14 protein-coding genes are annotated in these 14,388 nt (G+C 68.7%); 6 read left to right on the top strand and 8 right to left on the bottom strand.

The genetic code is table 11. The annotated features are described in order from the left end of the window. Positions 1-99: 99 nt before the first annotated feature. Positions 100-1,485, bottom strand: a complete 1,386-nt coding sequence (gene ftsY / locus BJ987_RS14790; RefSeq protein ID WP_209889683.1) for a signal recognition particle-docking protein FtsY — start codon at positions 1,483-1,485, stop codon at positions 100-102. A gap of 320 nt (positions 1,486-1,805) precedes the next feature. Between ftsY and BJ987_RS14785 the strand changes: the two genes are divergently transcribed. Beyond that, positions 1,806-2,195 (top strand): DUF2237 family protein, encoded by a 390-nt coding sequence (locus tag BJ987_RS14785; protein WP_209889680.1) that lies wholly within the window; start codon positions 1,806-1,808, stop codon positions 2,193-2,195. Positions 2,196-2,233: 38 nt separating this feature from the next. Here the strand turns inward: BJ987_RS14785 and BJ987_RS14780 are convergent, their stop codons facing one another. Then, the gene (locus tag BJ987_RS14780) at positions 2,234-3,034 is read right to left on the bottom strand and encodes a TetR/AcrR family transcriptional regulator (protein WP_209889677.1); all 801 of its coding nucleotides are present in this window, start codon (positions 3,032-3,034) and stop codon (positions 2,234-2,236) included. A gap of 115 nt (positions 3,035-3,149) precedes the next feature. Between BJ987_RS14780 and BJ987_RS14775 the strand changes: the two genes are divergently transcribed. Both BJ987_RS14775 and BJ987_RS14770 read left to right on the top strand, forming a co-directional pair. Further along, positions 3,150-4,046: an NmrA/HSCARG family protein gene (locus BJ987_RS14775; RefSeq protein WP_209889674.1), complete on the top strand. Its 897-nt coding sequence runs from the start codon at positions 3,150-3,152 to the stop codon at positions 4,044-4,046. Between the two features lie 73 nt (positions 4,047-4,119). Next, positions 4,120-4,536, top strand: a complete 417-nt coding sequence (locus tag BJ987_RS14770; protein ID WP_307869608.1) for a nuclear transport factor 2 family protein — start codon at positions 4,120-4,122, stop codon at positions 4,534-4,536. 24 nt (positions 4,537-4,560) lie between these two features. Here BJ987_RS14770 and smc read toward each other — a convergent pair whose 3' ends face one another. Next, the gene (gene smc, locus BJ987_RS14765; RefSeq protein ID WP_209889671.1) at positions 4,561-8,169 is read right to left on the bottom strand and encodes a chromosome segregation protein SMC; all 3,609 of its coding nucleotides are present in this window, start codon (positions 8,167-8,169) and stop codon (positions 4,561-4,563) included. Positions 8,170-8,379: 210 nt separating this feature from the next. Between smc and BJ987_RS14760 the strand changes: the two genes are divergently transcribed. After that, entirely contained in the window at positions 8,380-9,630 is a 1,251-nt protein-coding gene (locus tag BJ987_RS14760; protein WP_209889668.1) for a hypothetical protein, read from the top strand. Here the strand turns inward: BJ987_RS14760 and BJ987_RS14755 are convergent. Both BJ987_RS14755 and BJ987_RS14750 read right to left on the bottom strand, forming a co-directional pair. Beyond that, on the bottom strand, positions 9,530-10,063 hold the full coding sequence (locus tag BJ987_RS14755) for a hypothetical protein (RefSeq protein ID WP_209889665.1): 534 nt from the start codon (positions 10,061-10,063) through the stop codon (positions 9,530-9,532). The two genes, BJ987_RS14760 and BJ987_RS14755, sit on opposite strands and share 101 nt — an antisense overlap. Before the next feature lie 41 nt (positions 10,064-10,104). Next, entirely contained in the window at positions 10,105-10,530 is a 426-nt protein-coding gene (locus BJ987_RS14750; RefSeq protein WP_209889662.1) for a DUF1707 SHOCT-like domain-containing protein, read from the bottom strand. A 197-nt stretch (positions 10,531-10,727) separates the two neighbouring features. Here BJ987_RS14750 and BJ987_RS14745 point away from each other — a divergent pair, with 197 nt between their 5' ends. Beyond that, on the top strand, positions 10,728-11,813 hold the full coding sequence (locus BJ987_RS14745; RefSeq protein ID WP_209889658.1) for an S-(hydroxymethyl)mycothiol dehydrogenase: 1,086 nt from the start codon (positions 10,728-10,730) through the stop codon (positions 11,811-11,813). After that, positions 11,810-12,436 carry an MBL fold metallo-hydrolase gene (locus tag BJ987_RS14740; protein ID WP_209889655.1) on the top strand — a complete coding sequence of 209 codons (627 nt, stop codon included), beginning with the start codon at positions 11,810-11,812 and terminating at the stop codon, positions 12,434-12,436. Before BJ987_RS14745 ends, BJ987_RS14740 begins: the two co-directional genes overlap by 4 nt. On the opposite strand, the gene BJ987_RS14735 is transcribed toward BJ987_RS14740, so the two are convergent. The 3 genes from BJ987_RS14735 to BJ987_RS14725 form a co-directional block, all read right to left on the bottom strand. Then, the gene (locus tag BJ987_RS14735) at positions 12,437-12,856 is read right to left on the bottom strand and encodes a hypothetical protein (RefSeq protein WP_209889652.1); all 420 of its coding nucleotides are present in this window, start codon (positions 12,854-12,856) and stop codon (positions 12,437-12,439) included. 82 nt (positions 12,857-12,938) lie between these two features. Beyond that, positions 12,939-13,910, bottom strand: a complete 972-nt coding sequence (locus BJ987_RS14730; protein WP_307869607.1) for an endonuclease/exonuclease/phosphatase family protein — start codon at positions 13,908-13,910, stop codon at positions 12,939-12,941. Between the two features lie 19 nt (positions 13,911-13,929). Continuing rightward, the gene (locus tag BJ987_RS14725) at positions 13,930-14,379 is read right to left on the bottom strand and encodes a DUF350 domain-containing protein (protein ID WP_209889649.1); all 450 of its coding nucleotides are present in this window, start codon (positions 14,377-14,379) and stop codon (positions 13,930-13,932) included. Positions 14,380-14,388 lie beyond the last annotated feature (9 nt).

The raw sequence follows: 14,388 nt of genomic DNA, 5'->3' as shown, positions 1-14,388 counted from the left end.
ATCCGCAAAAGCGCTGGTGTGAGGCTCGGCGCGTGGCAAACGTCCGGTGAATACGACGACGGCCGGGCGGGTGCTCCCGCCCGGCCGTCGTATGACGTGTCAGCCCAGCAGCGCGTCGACGAACGCGCCCGGCTCGAACGGCGCGAGATCGTCCGCGCCTTCGCCGAGCCCGACGAGCTTCACCGGGACACCGAGTTCGTGCTGCACCTGGAAGACGATGCCGCCCTTGGCCGTTCCGTCCAGTTTGGTCAGCACGACGCCGGTGATGTCGACCACCTCGGCGAAGACCCGGGCCTGCATGAGGCCGTTCTGGCCGATGGTGGCGTCGAGTACGAGCAGCACCTCGTCGACCGCGGCCTTCTTCTCGATGACGCGCTTGACCTTGCCGAGTTCGTCCATCAGACCGGTCTTGGTGTGCAGCCGGCCCGCGGTGTCGATGAGCACGACGTCGACGCCGCGGTCGATGCCGGCGCTGACCGCGTCGAATGCCACGGCGGCCGGGTCGGCGGCTTCCTTACCGCGCACGGTTTCGGCGCCGACGCGCTCACCCCAGGTCTGCAGCTGATCGGCGGCGGCGGCACGGAAGGTGTCGGCCGCGCCGAGCAGCACGCGACGACCGTCGGCGACCAGGACGCGGGCCAGTTTCCCGGTGGTGGTGGTCTTGCCGGTGCCGTTGACGCCGACGACCAGCAGGATCGACGGATGATCGTCGTGCGGCAGGGCGCGCACCGACCGATCCAGGTCGGGGCGCAGCGCCTCGATCAGCACCTTGCGCAGGATGGCTCGGGCCTCCTCGGCGCTGCGCACGCTGTGGGCGGCGATCTCCTCGCGCAGGCGGCCGACCACGGCGGCGGTGCTGGCGGTGCCGAGGTCGGCGAGGACTAGGGTGTCCTCGATCTCCTCCCACGAATCCTCGTCGAGGTCGCCGGCGCCGAGCAGGCCGAGCAGGCTCTTGCCGACCGCGTTCTGGGAACGGGCCAGGCGGCCGCGCAAGCGGAACAGGCGGCCTTCGGCGGGCTCGATCTCGTCGAGGGGGATTTCGGGCGCTTCCGGCACCTCGACGGTCTGCACCGTCTCGACAACTTCGACCGTCTCGACAGCTTCGGCCGTCTCGACAGCCTCGACGGTCTCGACAACTTCGACTGTCTCCACCGCTTCGACATCGCCGTCCGGCAGGGTGACGTTGGTGATGCCACGCTTCGGCGCGTCCCGCGGGATCGCCGCGTCGTCGCCGATGTGCGGCTGTCCTTCGTCATCGGTCCGCTCCAGCGGCACGGGTTCGCGAGTGGCGGTGTCGGTGCCACCCTGGCTGAAGCTGAATCCACCCTGGGCCGTATAACCGCCGGACCGGTCGGTCACCTCCTTGTCCGTGGTCGGCGGCGTCAGCGACACCCGGCGTCGCTTGTACCGGATGGAACCGGCAACAAGCGCCACCAGCAGCAGCGCGGCAACCGCGGCGATCAGAATCCAAGTTTGGGTACTCACGCTGCGGCCTCACTGACGCTCGGCTCCAGCATGCGTGCCAGACGCAGACACATGGTTCGCTCGCTTCGCTCTCTCACGGGCACCATCCTTGCAGAACACCGACACGCCGCCGACTAGGCACAACTGGACGAGTCCGGCAGCGGCGGCGGGTGTACCAGGCAGAAGCCGGCCGCGCCCTGGCTACCACCAGCGAGATTTCTTGTCCTGCGGAACTTCTCGCGAACTGACAATAGGATCGGCAGCGTGAGCGAGCGGAGCGAGGGAACCGAGAACACAGCACCTGTGGGTGCGGTGCAGCCGGGCGTCAGCGAGGTGGGGCCGTGACCGACCGAAACGTGCTGGGAGGGCCGCTCGAAGAGTGCGGCGCCGATCCTGTCACCGGCTTCTACCGGGATGGCTGCTGTAGCACCGGACCGGAGGATCTCGGCAGCCACACCGTGTGCACCGTCGTCACGGCCGAATTCCTGGAACATCAGGCCTCCATCGGCAACGATCTGTCCACCCCTCGCCCGGACAACAATTTCCCCGGCTTACAACCCGGGGACAGATGGTGTGTTGTCGCGGTGCGCTGGCTGCACGCCCACGAGGACGGCGTCGCCGCGCCGGTTGTGCTCGCTGCCACACACGAGAACGCCTTGGAGGTCATCTCCATGGACATCCTGCGCAAGTACGCCGTCGACGTGCCGGACGACGTGAGCGACCTGCTCTAACCCGTCGAGGCCGGTTCCGCGGCACGCACGTTCGGTCCTCAGGACATCGCGTTCGCGGACGGCCACTGCGCACGGAGCCGGCGGCGGTGAGCCTTCTGGCGACAGGCCGCGGAGCAGTAGCGCGCGGGGCGGCCGGTACTCGAGCGGGGGACGGACGAAGCGCAGACCGGGCAGCGAGTGGGCGCACCGGTTTCGTTACGGACCGAAGTTTCGTCGCGTGAATTGCCGGATGGTCCGGGTTTCGTTACGCCGTCGGCCGCGGGGGCCGCGCGCAGGGACTCCAGAACCAGGGCCGCGCCCCGGACCAGGCTGCGGTCCGGTCGTTGATGTCGTTGGATGGCAACGCATCCGGTGAAGATGTCGAGGACGTCGGCCAGGGTGATGTCGGCGCGGACCGAGCCCTGCCGCTGGGCGGCGTCGAGCAATGCTTCGAGGGTGCGGTGCAAGCGCGCGCCCGCGCTCTGGATCAGCGCGCGCGGCCAGCCGTCGTCGGATTGCACTATGTCGCATAGGGCCTGGTTGCCGGGGGTGGAGGCGATCACCTCGGTGCACACGGCGAAGAACGCCGCGCCCGGGTCCGGTGCGTTCAGGCGCTCGGCGGCGAAACGGGCCAGCCGATCGATGCGCTGCTGCATAACCGCTTCCAGCAGATCGGCTTTCGTGGGGAAATGCCGGTAGACGGTGCCCGCGCCGACACCGGCGCGCCGGGCGATCTCGGCCAGCGACACCGAGATTCCCTGTGCCGCGAAGGCCTGCTGCGCGGCGGCCAGCACCAGGGCGCGGTTGCGCCGGGCGTCGGTACGGGAAACGGGGCCGGGAGCGCGAGGCGGAGCGGACATTTCGTTACGGCCTTCCGTTTTCGTGCCTGGTCGAGCGGGGCGGATCACCCGTATGGTCCGAAAGCGGGTCGTCCGACCCGATTGAATCTAGCAGTCGCACAGAAGCAGGTAACGAATGTCCTTCCCGCAGAATCCGATCCTCGTCACCGGCGCCACCGGCAAGCAGGGCCGCGCCACCGCCCATCGGCTGCTCGCCGACGGTGTCGCGGTCCGCGCGCTGGTCCGAGACCAGAACGCCCCGGCAGCACAGGCTTTGGCCGCGGCCGGAGCCGAGCTGGTGATCGGCGATTTCGACGCGCCCGACACCCTCGAGGGCGCGCTCACCGGCGCCGGCGGCGTGTTCGTCGTGCCGCCCGCCACGTATGAAGCGGGTGGCTGGGATGCCGAGCTGGAAGCCCGGCGCGGGGAGGCCCTGGTGGACTCGGCCCGCAAGGCCGGAGTCGACCACCTGGTCTTTACCGGCATCGCGTCCATGAGCGACGACGAGCACTGGGGCACCGGCGGTAAGCGCCGCATCGAACAGGCCGTCATCGCCAGCGGTCTGCGCTACACCATCCTGCGCCCGGTGCGGTTCATGGAAAACTATCTGATGCAAGGTTTTCCGGTGGACGGCATCCATGCGGGCGTGCATCAGCACCTGTTCCCGGCCGATCGCCCGTTGCAGATGATCGCGGTCGCCGATGTCGCCGAATTCGCCGCACTGGCCTTCGCCGATCCCGACCGCTTCCACGGACTGACTCTCGAAATCGCGGGTGACGCGATCACCCCCACGGACGCGGCCGCGCTGATCAGCGCGCACATCGGACAGCCCGTCCGCTACCGGGAACTCACCGAATCCGATGCGGTGGCCATCGGTCCGGAGATCGCCGATGTCTGGCGGGAGAGCCGCAACACCGGTGGCTGGCACGCCGATATCCACCCGCTGCGCGCGATCCACCCCGGCCTGATGACCCTCGAATCCTGGCTCACCGCTACCGGTTCCGACCAGTTGAAGGCCATTCTCGCGAACTGAACACCGAAGTCTGTCGCGGCGCGCAGGCGTAGATTCGAACGGATAAGCCGTCCGGCAGGTGAGGGGTTCAGCAGTGGATGATTTCCTGGCTCAGTATTGCGCCGCTTCCGTGGCACGCGATTTCGACACGATGATGAAAGCGGTCGCGCCGGACGCTGTCCTGATCTCTCCGCTGTCCGGGCGGTCGGTCTTCCGCGGCCACGACGACCTCCGGGTATTGCTCACCACGGTGTACTCGGCGCTGTCCGACAGCAGTTGGGAGCCGCCGATCGGCACCGGGGACCGGCGAGTCATCCTGGGGCACGCCAAGATCGGGCCGGTGCGATTGACCGACGCGATGATCGTCGACCTGGACGCCGACGGTCGAATCCGCCGCTTCGCCCCGCACCTGCGCCCCTGGCTCGCGCTCACCCTCGTGGCGATCCGGCTGGTCCCGGCCATGCTCCGCCATCCGGCGGTCATGCGCCGCTCGATGCAGCGTCGGCGGTAGGCCGCCGCCGACCTGCCGGGGAATTCAGTTCGCCGCCGCGCCCACCAGGTTCTGCCCGCGCATGCGCTGGGAGATCACCTGGGTGATGCCGTCGCCGCGCATGCTCACGCCGTAGAGGGCGTCGGCGATCTCCATGGTGGGCTTCTGGTGGGTGATGACGATGAGCTGGCTCTTTTCCCGGAGCTGCTCGAACAGGCCGATGAGGCGGCGCAGGTTGGTGTCGTCCAGGGCCGCTTCCACCTCGTCCATGACGTAGAACGGGGAAGGGCGGGCGCGGAAGATGGCGACCAGCAAAGCGACCGCGGTCAACGACTTTTCGCCCCCGGAGAGCAGCGAGAGACGCTTGACCTTCTTGCCGGGCGGGCGAGCCTCCACCTCGATACCGGTGGTGAGCATGTCGGTGGGGTCGGTGAGGACCAGCCGCCCCTCGCCGCCCGGAAACAGCTTCGCGAAGACGCCGACGAATTCGCGTTCCACATCCTCGTAGGCCTCGGTGAACACCTGCAGGATGCGGGCGTCCACCTCGGCGACCACGTCCAGCAGATCCTTCCGGGCGCTCTTGACATCCTCGAGCTGCGTGGACAGGAAGTTGTAGCGCTCTTCCAGCGCTGCGAACTCTTCCAGCGCAAGCGGATTCACCTTGCCGAGAGTGGCCAGATCCTTCTCGGCGCGTTTGGCGCGGCGCTCCTGGGTGGCGCGGTCGTAGGGCATGGCGGTGGGCGGGGTGACCTGTTCACCGCGTTCCCGGGCCTGATCGTATTCCTGCCATTCCAGGTCGCTGGCGGGCAGCGGCACGTCGGGGCCGTATTCCTCGATCAGGTCGTTGAGCGCGATGCCGAACTGCTCGGAGATATTGGCTTCGAGCTGTTCGATGCGCAGTGCCGCTTGGGCTTTGGCGACCTCGTCGCGGTGCACGGCGTCGGTGAGTTGAGCCAGCTGCGTGCCGAGTACGCGCACCCGTTCCTTGATCTGCTCGACCTGCGCGGCGGCCTCGGTCCGACGGCGCACCAGTTCGTCGCGCCGGGCACTCGCCTCGGCGACGACTTTCTCCAGCTCGGCGGCGATGCGCGCACCGGATTCGGCGACGGCCGCCGCCACTTCGGCGGCCTGCCTGCGGGCGGCGTGCGCGCGTTCGGCGCGGGCCCGAGCCTCGCGTTCGGCGCGGGCGGCACGGCGCAGCGAATCCGCTTTGCCGCGCACCGATTCCGCGCGTTCCTCGGCGGTGCGCACCGCCAGGCGCGCCTCCACCTCCATCGAGCGTGCCTCGGCCAGCGCGGCGGCCGCCTCTTCGCGCTCGCGACCCGCGGATTCGGTTCCGGCCGAGGCCATTTCGGAATCGTCCTGCTCGACTTCGACCGCGCGCAGGCGGTCTTCCAATTCGGCCAGCGCGGTGAGCGATTCCGCGCGGCCCGCTTCAGCCGCGCTGCGCTGCCGCAGGAGCCGCTCACTGTCCCCGGCTGCGGCGCGTGCGGCCTGGCCGAGGCGGCCGAGGCGGTCGTAGATCGTCATCAGCGCCTGGTCGGACTCGTGCAGGGCCAGCAGCGCCTGGTCGACGGCGTCCTTGCGGTCGGATTGCTCGTCCAGCGCACCGGACAGCGCGGCTTCCAATTCCTCGGCGTGGCGCTGTGCGCCAATCAGGTCGGCTTTGGCGGCGTCGATATCGGCTTGGATCTCCAGTTGGCTGGGCGCGCGATCGGAGCCACCGAGGATCCAGCCGGTGCCGGTGAGGTCGCCCTCGCGGGTGACGACACGCAACTCCGGACGGACCCGAAGCAGTTCGGTTGCGGCGGAAAGGTCTTCGACCACGACCACGCCCGCGGTCAACGCCGCGATGGCGCCGCGCACCGAATCCGGGCAGTCCACGACCTCGGCCAGCCAGCGCGCCGACCCCGGCAGCGCGCCCTCAGGCGTCGCTCCGGCTTCGTCCGCACCGAAGACCAGCGCGACCCGGCCGCCGTCGGCTTCCTTCAACGAGCGCACCGCGGCATGCGCGTGGTCGGCGCTGTCGGCGGCGACCGCGTCCGCCAGCGGGCCGAGCGTCGCGGCCACGGCCGCTTCGAATCCGCTGTGCACCCGCAGCAGACCGGAGAGCGGACCCAACAAACCCTGGGTCTGGTTCTCCACCAGCCAGGCCGCACCGTCCCGGCGCGCCAGCCCCATGCTCAACGCTTCGATCCGCGCACTCAGCGAGGCGACCAGCCGACCGGCGTCACGATCCTGCTCGCGCAGTTCCCGCACGCGCTGATCGGCCAACTCCAGCGCCTGCACCGCGTGTTCGTGCTGCGCGTCGAGGCCTGCCTCGCCGGCGTCGAGTTCGTCGAGTTCACCCTGCACCGAGTCGAATTCGGCCTGCGCCGCCTCCCCGCGCTGCCGCGCCTCGGTGATCGCCACCGTCAGCCGCGCGATGTCCGCGTCCATCGACTGCGCTTTGGTACGCAAGGTATCGACCTGACCCGACAGCCGCGCCAAGCCCTCACGACGGTCGGCGATGGCCCGCACCGCGGCCAGATGCGCCTGCTCGGCGGCCTTCGCGGCGTACTCACGCTCGGCCAGCGCCTCGCGCGCGGCCTCCAGCGTTTCGGTCGCCATCTCCACGGCCTCCCGCAGTTCGGCTTCCTCGGCTTCCACCCGCGCGGCCTCGGCTTCGAGCTGCTCCGGATCGCGCCCGGTGCCGACCTGCACCTCGGTATCCAGATGACGCGCCCGGTCACCGGCGATCCGGATGGTGGCGTTCACCCGTTCGGCCAGCGCCGACAATTGGAACCAGGTCTGGGCCGCCGCCTCCGCGCTCGGCGTCAACCGCGACAGCTGGAATTCTTGTTGCGCCAGCACGGCATTGGCGGCATCCAGCTCGGACTGCACCGTGATGTGCTGCTCCCGCGCGTAGGCCTCTTTACTCTGCTGGCTCTCCAGCTCCCGGCGCCGCGTCACCAGATCGTCGGCGGCCAGCCGCAATCGGGCGTCGCGCAGGTCGGCCTGCACGGTCTGCGCCCGGCGCGCCACCTCGGCCTGCCGGCCCAGCGGCTTGAGCTGACGGCGCAATTCGGTGGTGAGATCGGTCAGGCGGGCCAGATTGGCCTGCATCGCCTCGAGTTTGCGCACCGCCTTTTCTTTGCGCTTGCGGTGCTTGAGCACGCCGGCGGCTTCCTCGACGAACGCGCGCCGGTCCTCCGGCCGCGATTCCAGAATCGCCGAGAGCTGACCCTGACCCACGATGACGTGCATCTCCCGGCCGATTCCGGAGTCGCTGAGCAGTTCCTGCACGTCCATCAAACGGCAGCTGCTGCCGTTGATTTCGTACTCACCCGCGCCGTCGCGGAACATCCGCCGGGTGATCGATACTTCCGCGTAGTCGATGGGCAGCGCGCCGTCGGAGTTGTCGATGGTCAGCGTCACCTCGGCGCGTCCCAGCGCGGCCCGGCCGGAGGTGCCCGCGAAGATGACGTCTTGCATCTTGCCGCCGCGCAGCGCTTTCGCCCCCTGCTCGCCCATCACCCAGGTGAGCGCGTCGACGACATTCGATTTGCCGGAGCCGTTGGGACCGACCACGCAGGTGATGCCGGGTTCGAACCGCAGGGTCGTCGCGGACGCGAAGGACTTGAATCCCTTCAACGTCAGACTCTTCAAATGCAATTCGACGACCTTTCGGGAGCCGGCATGATCGGGGCGGGCGACCAGCCATGATATCCACCCGGCGCCGTCCGGCCGGTACGCGGGGAGCGCATTACCCGCCCACCCGAATTCGATGCCAACCCGTAATCACCAAATCCGAGTACCGGACACCTCGGGCACATACCATCCACCCTGATTTGCCAGCGCACCGTTATTCGGGAGTATCCGCCGATGCCACCCCTCTTCGGGACCAGCACCAGCTACCGGCTCGCTCGGATCGCCGCGCTCATCGTCGGCAGCCTGCTGTTTCTCTACGCCTGTGAGCGCAGCAAAAGCTCGATGTTCTCCGACGTGTGGGTCGAGATCCTGCTCGCGGCCGCTTTCGGCATGGCCGGAATCGGCGCGGCGTGGTTCGAGATCATGATGGACGAGCGCTCGGCACGAAATGGCAATACCGGCACCGAAGATCTGCGTTACGAAACCGGCGACCGCGTCATCCGCGGCCGCATCGCCCGCTCGGGCAATCTGGTACTGCACGGCCGCGACCTGGAATCCGACTACGAATGGTCGTGGACCTTTCGCCCCGCCGCCTTCCCCGCCATCCGCGCCGCCCTCGGCGACGACGCCAGTGACCTGCTCCGGCTGCTGGAAAAGATGATCCCGCAACTGGATCGGCACGGCCGCGCGGACCCCGGCGCGTGGTTGCGCGCCCAGCAGGTGCCGGGAACCTATCGGGAGAAGGGCGACAATCCCACGGAGGTCACCCGGGAGCTGCCGGTGCTGAAGGCCGGACTGCCCAGGGCCGCATCGACTCGGAGCCGGACCATGAGCTCGGAAACCTCGCGGCAGTCCACCGGTTCCGCAGAGCGACCGGACAGCGCAGCCGCGGAACGACCACGCAGCAGAACCACAGAACGACAGCCCACCGGGACGGCAAAACGCCGACGCACCGGGGTAGCGGAACACCAGCCCACCGGGACCACAGAACGCCGACGCACCGAAGACGAAGAACCGCAACGTAATTCGCGACCGTCCAGTGCGCGTGGGCGTCGCCTGCCGCCGTTCGAACCGGAGGCGGAACCGGAGATTCCACCGCGGCGCTCGCGTGCGGTCCCCGATCAGCAGGTCGCGCAGGCCGCGCGCAAACGCCCGTCACTCGATTACCCCGCTCCCGCACGGCGCACCGAACAGCCCCTCAGGGCTGACGCGGATGACCGACGCGAGCAAAACATTCCGGACGCGCGCGACGATTCGACGCGGCGCGGGCGGCGTTCGCAGCCAGACCTGCCCCCGCCGCGCACGCCTGGCCGCGCCGCCTCCGCACGACGAGATCGCCTGGCCGACAACGATTCCGATCGCAACGCCCGGCGCGGGCAAGCCGTCACCGATCGACCCGTTCAGGTCCCGCTGAACCGTCTCGACGCGGACGCGGACTACGACCCTCCGCGCGCGACCCCGTCGCGAGCGCGTCGCAATCGCTGATCGGCCATTGGGCGCGCTCCCCCACCAGCTCGCGTCGCCACAGCTCGATCAGTGGCGTGCCGACGACCGTGGGGCCGAGCCAGGCGATGAGCTGGTTCGCGCCGGTCAGCGGTCCGTCGATGGCGAAGCTGACCACGATCGTCGCGGTGACGAGGGCGATGTAGGAGCCGCCCTGGCCGTGGACATAGGCGTGGCTCCAGCCGATGCCGTTTCGGGAAAGAGCTCGGCGGGCAAGCAGAGCCAAGGCGAGCGTGAGCGCGGACACGGGAATCAGCCACCACAGATCGTGCCTGCGGGTGAGCACCAGCACCACCGCCGAGGCGCAGATGACGAGGACGGTCCAGAGGTAGGCGTAGCCCGCGCGGCGGCCGCGCGACCTGCCGTCCAGCCACATGACGACGGGGCCGAGCAGCAGGCCGAGGCTTCCGGACACTATGTGGATTGTGAGCATGGCGGCTCACCACCGATCTGTGGTCAGCAGTGTCGTTTGCCGGATTCGAAGCCGGTGAGCACCCGGAAGGCCAGGACCGCGCCCCACGGGCCGATGACCCACACCGGCCAGAAATAGGTGAGTTCGCCGACGCCGATCGAGATGGCGGCCCAGATCACCAGCACCAGGATGCTGACGCCGAGCCAGGAGCTCGCCTCGATCCGCTGCCAGATCGGGAATCGGCGCGCAGCAGCGGCTTTGGTGAAGCCGCCGGGGGTTTCCTTGGACAGTTTCGGCAGGTCGGTGAGCACCGCACCGAGGTCTTCGCGCGTGGTGGTCGCGTAGACCTGGGCAACTCGCTTGTCGTATTCGGCCAGATCGAGGCGGCCGTCGGCCAGATGCCGGCCGAGCAGGCGCACCACATCGTCGCGTTCGGCGTCTGAGGCGCGGGTGCCGGTGGTGATGTCCATGTCAGGTGTCCTTCGGTTCTATATTCCACATTGGAAGGTATTCTCAGGATGAACCCTCCACTATGGAATGTCAAGAGTTCTGTCTCGGCCGGGCGATCCGCGTCGGCGAGGCGTCCCCTTTCGGATGACGTGCAGGCATGCGCACGGCAATATGGGACCGGTGCCGCCGTTGGCACACTGATCGAGGAGGTTGTTCCGTGTCCGAGACCGTGCGCGGTGTCATTGCCCGCGGCAAAGGCGCCCCCGTCGAACTCGTCGATATCGTCATCCCCGATCCCGGGCCGCACGATGTCGTGGTGCGGGTCCAGGCCTGCGGTGTTTGCCACACCGACCTGCACTACCGCGAGGGCGGCATCAACGACGAGTTCCCGTTCCTGCTCGGGCACGAGGCGGCGGGCGTCGTGGAGACCGTGGGCAGCGCGGTCACCCACGTCGCCGCCGGCGATTTCGTGGTGCTGAACTGGCGCGCGATCTGCGGCGAGTGCCGGGCCTGTCAGCGCGGCCGTCCCTGGTACTGCTTCGACTCCAGCAACGCCAGCCGGAAGATGACCCTCACCGACGGCACCGAGCTCAGCCCGGCCCTCGGTATCGGCGCGTTCGCCGACAAGACCCTCGTGCACGAAAGGCAGTGCACCAAAGTAGCTCCCGGCACCGACCCGGCGGTGGCCGGACTGCTCGGGTGTGGCGTGATGGCCGGTATCGGCGCGGCCATGAACACCGGAAATGTCTCGCGCGGCGACACTGTGGCGGTCATCGGCTGCGGCGGTGTCGGCGACGCGGCCATCGTCGGCGCTCGCCTCGCCGGCGCCCGCACCATCATCGCCATCGACCGCGATGCCCGGAAACTGGAGTGGGCCAAGGATTTCGGCGCCACCGACACCATCGACGCGAGTACCGAGGATGTGGTCGAGCGCATCCAGGAGCTCACCGGCGGCTTCGGCGCGGATGTCGTCATCGAAGCGGTGGGCCGCCCGGAAACCTGGAAACAGGCCTTCTACGGCCGCGACCTCGCCGGGACCGTGGTCCTGGTCGGCGTCCCGACCCCCGACATGACCCTGGAGATGCCGCTGATCGATCTGTTCTCCCGGGGCGGCGCCCTGAAGTCCTCCTGGTACGGCGACTGCCTCCCCGAACGCGACTTCCCCATGCTCATCGACCTGTACCGCCAGGGTCGTCTTCCGCTGGAGCGCTTCGTCTCCGAGCGCATCGCACTGGACGAGGTGGAAAAAGCCTTCCACGCCATGCACACCGGCGATGTGCTGCGCTCGGTGGTGGTCTGGTGACCGCCCGGGTCGACCGCGTCGTCACCTCCGGCACCTTCTCCCTCGACGGCGGCACCTGGGATGTCGACAACAACATCTGGCTGATCGGCGACGACACCGAAGTTCTCATCGTCGACGCCGCGCACGACACCGAACCCATCGTCGACGCCGTCGGCGATCGGCAGGTGCTCGGCATCCTGTGCACCCATGCCCACAACGACCACATCACCGTCGCCCCGCACCTGTCCCGCCACTTCGACGCGCCCGTCTTCCTGCACCCGGCGGACGACGTGCTCTGGCGCATGACCCACCCCGACGTCGACTACCGATCACTGGCGGACACACAACGAATCACCCTGGCGGGCATCGACATCGACATCCTGCACACCCCCGGGCACTCGCCCGGCTCGGTCTCGCTGCACGCCCCCGACCTCGCCGCGCTGTTCACCGGCGACACCTTGTTCTCCGGCGGCCCGGGCGCCACCGGCCGCTCCTACTCCGACTTCGACACCATCATCGACTCGATCCGCGACCGGCTGCTCACGCTGCCGGTGGAAACAACGGTCCATACCGGCCACGGTGACACCACCACCATTGCCGCCGAAAAGCCTTCCCTGTCCGACTGGATAGCCCGCGGTCACTGATCACTCGGGGACCCACGCGCTGGTGCGGCGGTGGCGGCCCAGTCCGACGATGTCGAATTCGTCGCGACGGTCGCTGCCGCCGGCCGCGCCGAGGCGTCGCAGCGCGAGGGAGATCGGGCCGCGTCCGGGATATCCGGTCTCGTGGTAGGTGACAACGCCGTTTTCCCAGATGGTGGCTGCTTGGACGCCGAGGCCCGCGTGCATTTCAGACCAGGCGTAGATGACCGGACCGCGAGTCGACCACTCGCGCAGCACTTCTTCGAAGCGACGGTTCGGCGCCAACAGCACGGTCACGATCTCCTCGGTGAGCGGGATCAAGCCGAATCCCTCCGCGAGCAGCACGACCGGCACGTCGTATGCACTGCCGATCGCTTCGAGTAAAGCCGATTCGCCGATCACCGCGCTGAGTTCGTAGGCCACCGCAACTCCCGAGTCGCACACCCGTGGAGTACCAGGCTACGAGGTAGCGGGCCGGCTCGTCCGGCCTTTCAGCGCGAGAGCGTCATTGCCGGGGCTGGACAGCGGAAGCCAGACGGAGGTCCGCGACCAAGGCGCGATGGTCGGCACCCGGCAGGGCGACGGTCGCCACCCTGGTGGCGTGCGCGCCGGCGAGCAGGATGTGGTCGATGCCGATCAGGGGCGGAAAGGCCTTGTCGGTGGGGTAGGTGACCAGGTGGCCGGCGCCGGACTGTTCGGCGGCGTCGTGGAAACGGCCGGAAAGCATGGCCCGGAACTGGGAGTGGTCGAAGGTGGCGTTGAAGTCGCCGCCCGCGATGGCCGGGCGGTCGCCCGGAGCGCGGTCGAGGATCGCGCGCAGGCGGGACAGTTCGTCGGACCAAACGTCGGTGCCGTAGATCGGCGGGACCGGGTGGAAAGCGTATACGGTGACCGGACCCGCGCCCGGAACGGTCGCGGTGGCGGAGAGCTGGTTCAGGACGTAGCCGTCGTATTCGACCGTGTCGGTGAGCGGATAGGCGCTGTAGATGCCGGTGCCGGTCGCGGTTCTGCCCGGGGAGACATAGCGGTGCGGCAGCAGGTGATCCAGGCCCGCCAGGGTGAGTTCGCCGAGGGCCGCGGGGGTGAGCTCGTTGACGGTCAGGATGGTGACGCGCCGGGCGCGGACCTCCTCGACCAGCGCCCGCGGGTCGGCGCCCTCGAACAGCAGGTTGGCCTGCATGACGGTCAACTCGGGACCGCTGCCCGCGCCCGAGTCACCGGCGTACAGCGGTACTTGAGTCCACACCCCCAGCGCCGCAACGATAACCGCCGCCGCCGCACCCGACCGGCGCCGCAGAACCGTAAAGGTCACGGCCGCAACAACTGCCGAGCACATCAGATAGGGCGCGACGGACGCCGCCAAGACCAGCAGGCGCGCCGATGACCGGCTGAAGTGCAGCGCGATCCCGGTCGCACCCGCGACCGTCGCGATCCAGGCGAGCAGTTCGGTGCCGGCGCGCACCGGCCGCGAACGCACGCGCGCCCAGCGCGCGGACTCAGAAGACCGCGAAGGCAACTACCAGACCCAGAGCGAAATGGGCCGCCGCGACGACGAGGGAAGCGGGGGTGAAAGTATCCGCGTGCAGCGCGTTGCCGATATGGATGCCGACGGCACGCTCCAGCACCCGCACCGAAATGACCTGGGCGGCAATGCCGATGAGGCCGAAGACGGTCGAGGCGATGAGCCCCTCCAGCAGGTCGCCGCCGGAGGTGTAGATGGCGACCACGACGATGAACGCCATGCTGATCAGGCCCGCGGCGGTGACGACGATGGCGTTGGGCTTGCCCTCGGCGACCAGGCCGCGCAGCCGGCCCGGCGTGGTGAGATCGATGGCATAGAAACCGATCAGCATCAGCACCAGGCCGATGATGGCGTACAGGATGATGGCCCCGACGCCTTCGCCGAGCAGGCGCCAGTAATCCTGCTCGAGGGCAAGTATGGTCATCGAGTGTCC

This window comes from Nocardia goodfellowii (assembly GCF_017875645.1).
In the GTDB taxonomy this organism is placed as follows: Bacteria; Actinomycetota; Actinomycetes; order Mycobacteriales; family Mycobacteriaceae; genus Nocardia; species Nocardia goodfellowii.
Note: the sequence above shows the minus strand (reverse complement) of the source record. Positions and strands in the feature narration are given on the sequence as shown.

What these genes read in the sequence shown, in the direction of transcription:
- BJ987_RS14780 (WP_209889677.1), bottom strand. Translation starts at nt 3,034, where the DNA reads ATGTCCGCTCCGCCTCGCGCTCCCGGCCCCGTTTCCCGTACCGACGCC.
- BJ987_RS14775 (WP_209889674.1), top strand. Translation starts at nt 3,150, where the DNA reads ATGTCCTTCCCGCAGAATCCGATCCTCGTCACCGGCGCCACCGGCAAG.
- BJ987_RS14760 (WP_209889668.1), top strand. Translation starts at nt 8,380, where the DNA reads ATGCCACCCCTCTTCGGGACCAGCACCAGCTACCGGCTCGCTCGGATC.
- BJ987_RS14750 (WP_209889662.1), bottom strand. Translation starts at nt 10,530, where the DNA reads ATGGACATCACCACCGGCACCCGCGCCTCAGACGCCGAACGCGACGAT.
- BJ987_RS14725 (WP_209889649.1), bottom strand. Translation starts at nt 14,379, where the DNA reads ATGACCATACTTGCCCTCGAGCAGGATTACTGGCGCCTGCTCGGCGAA.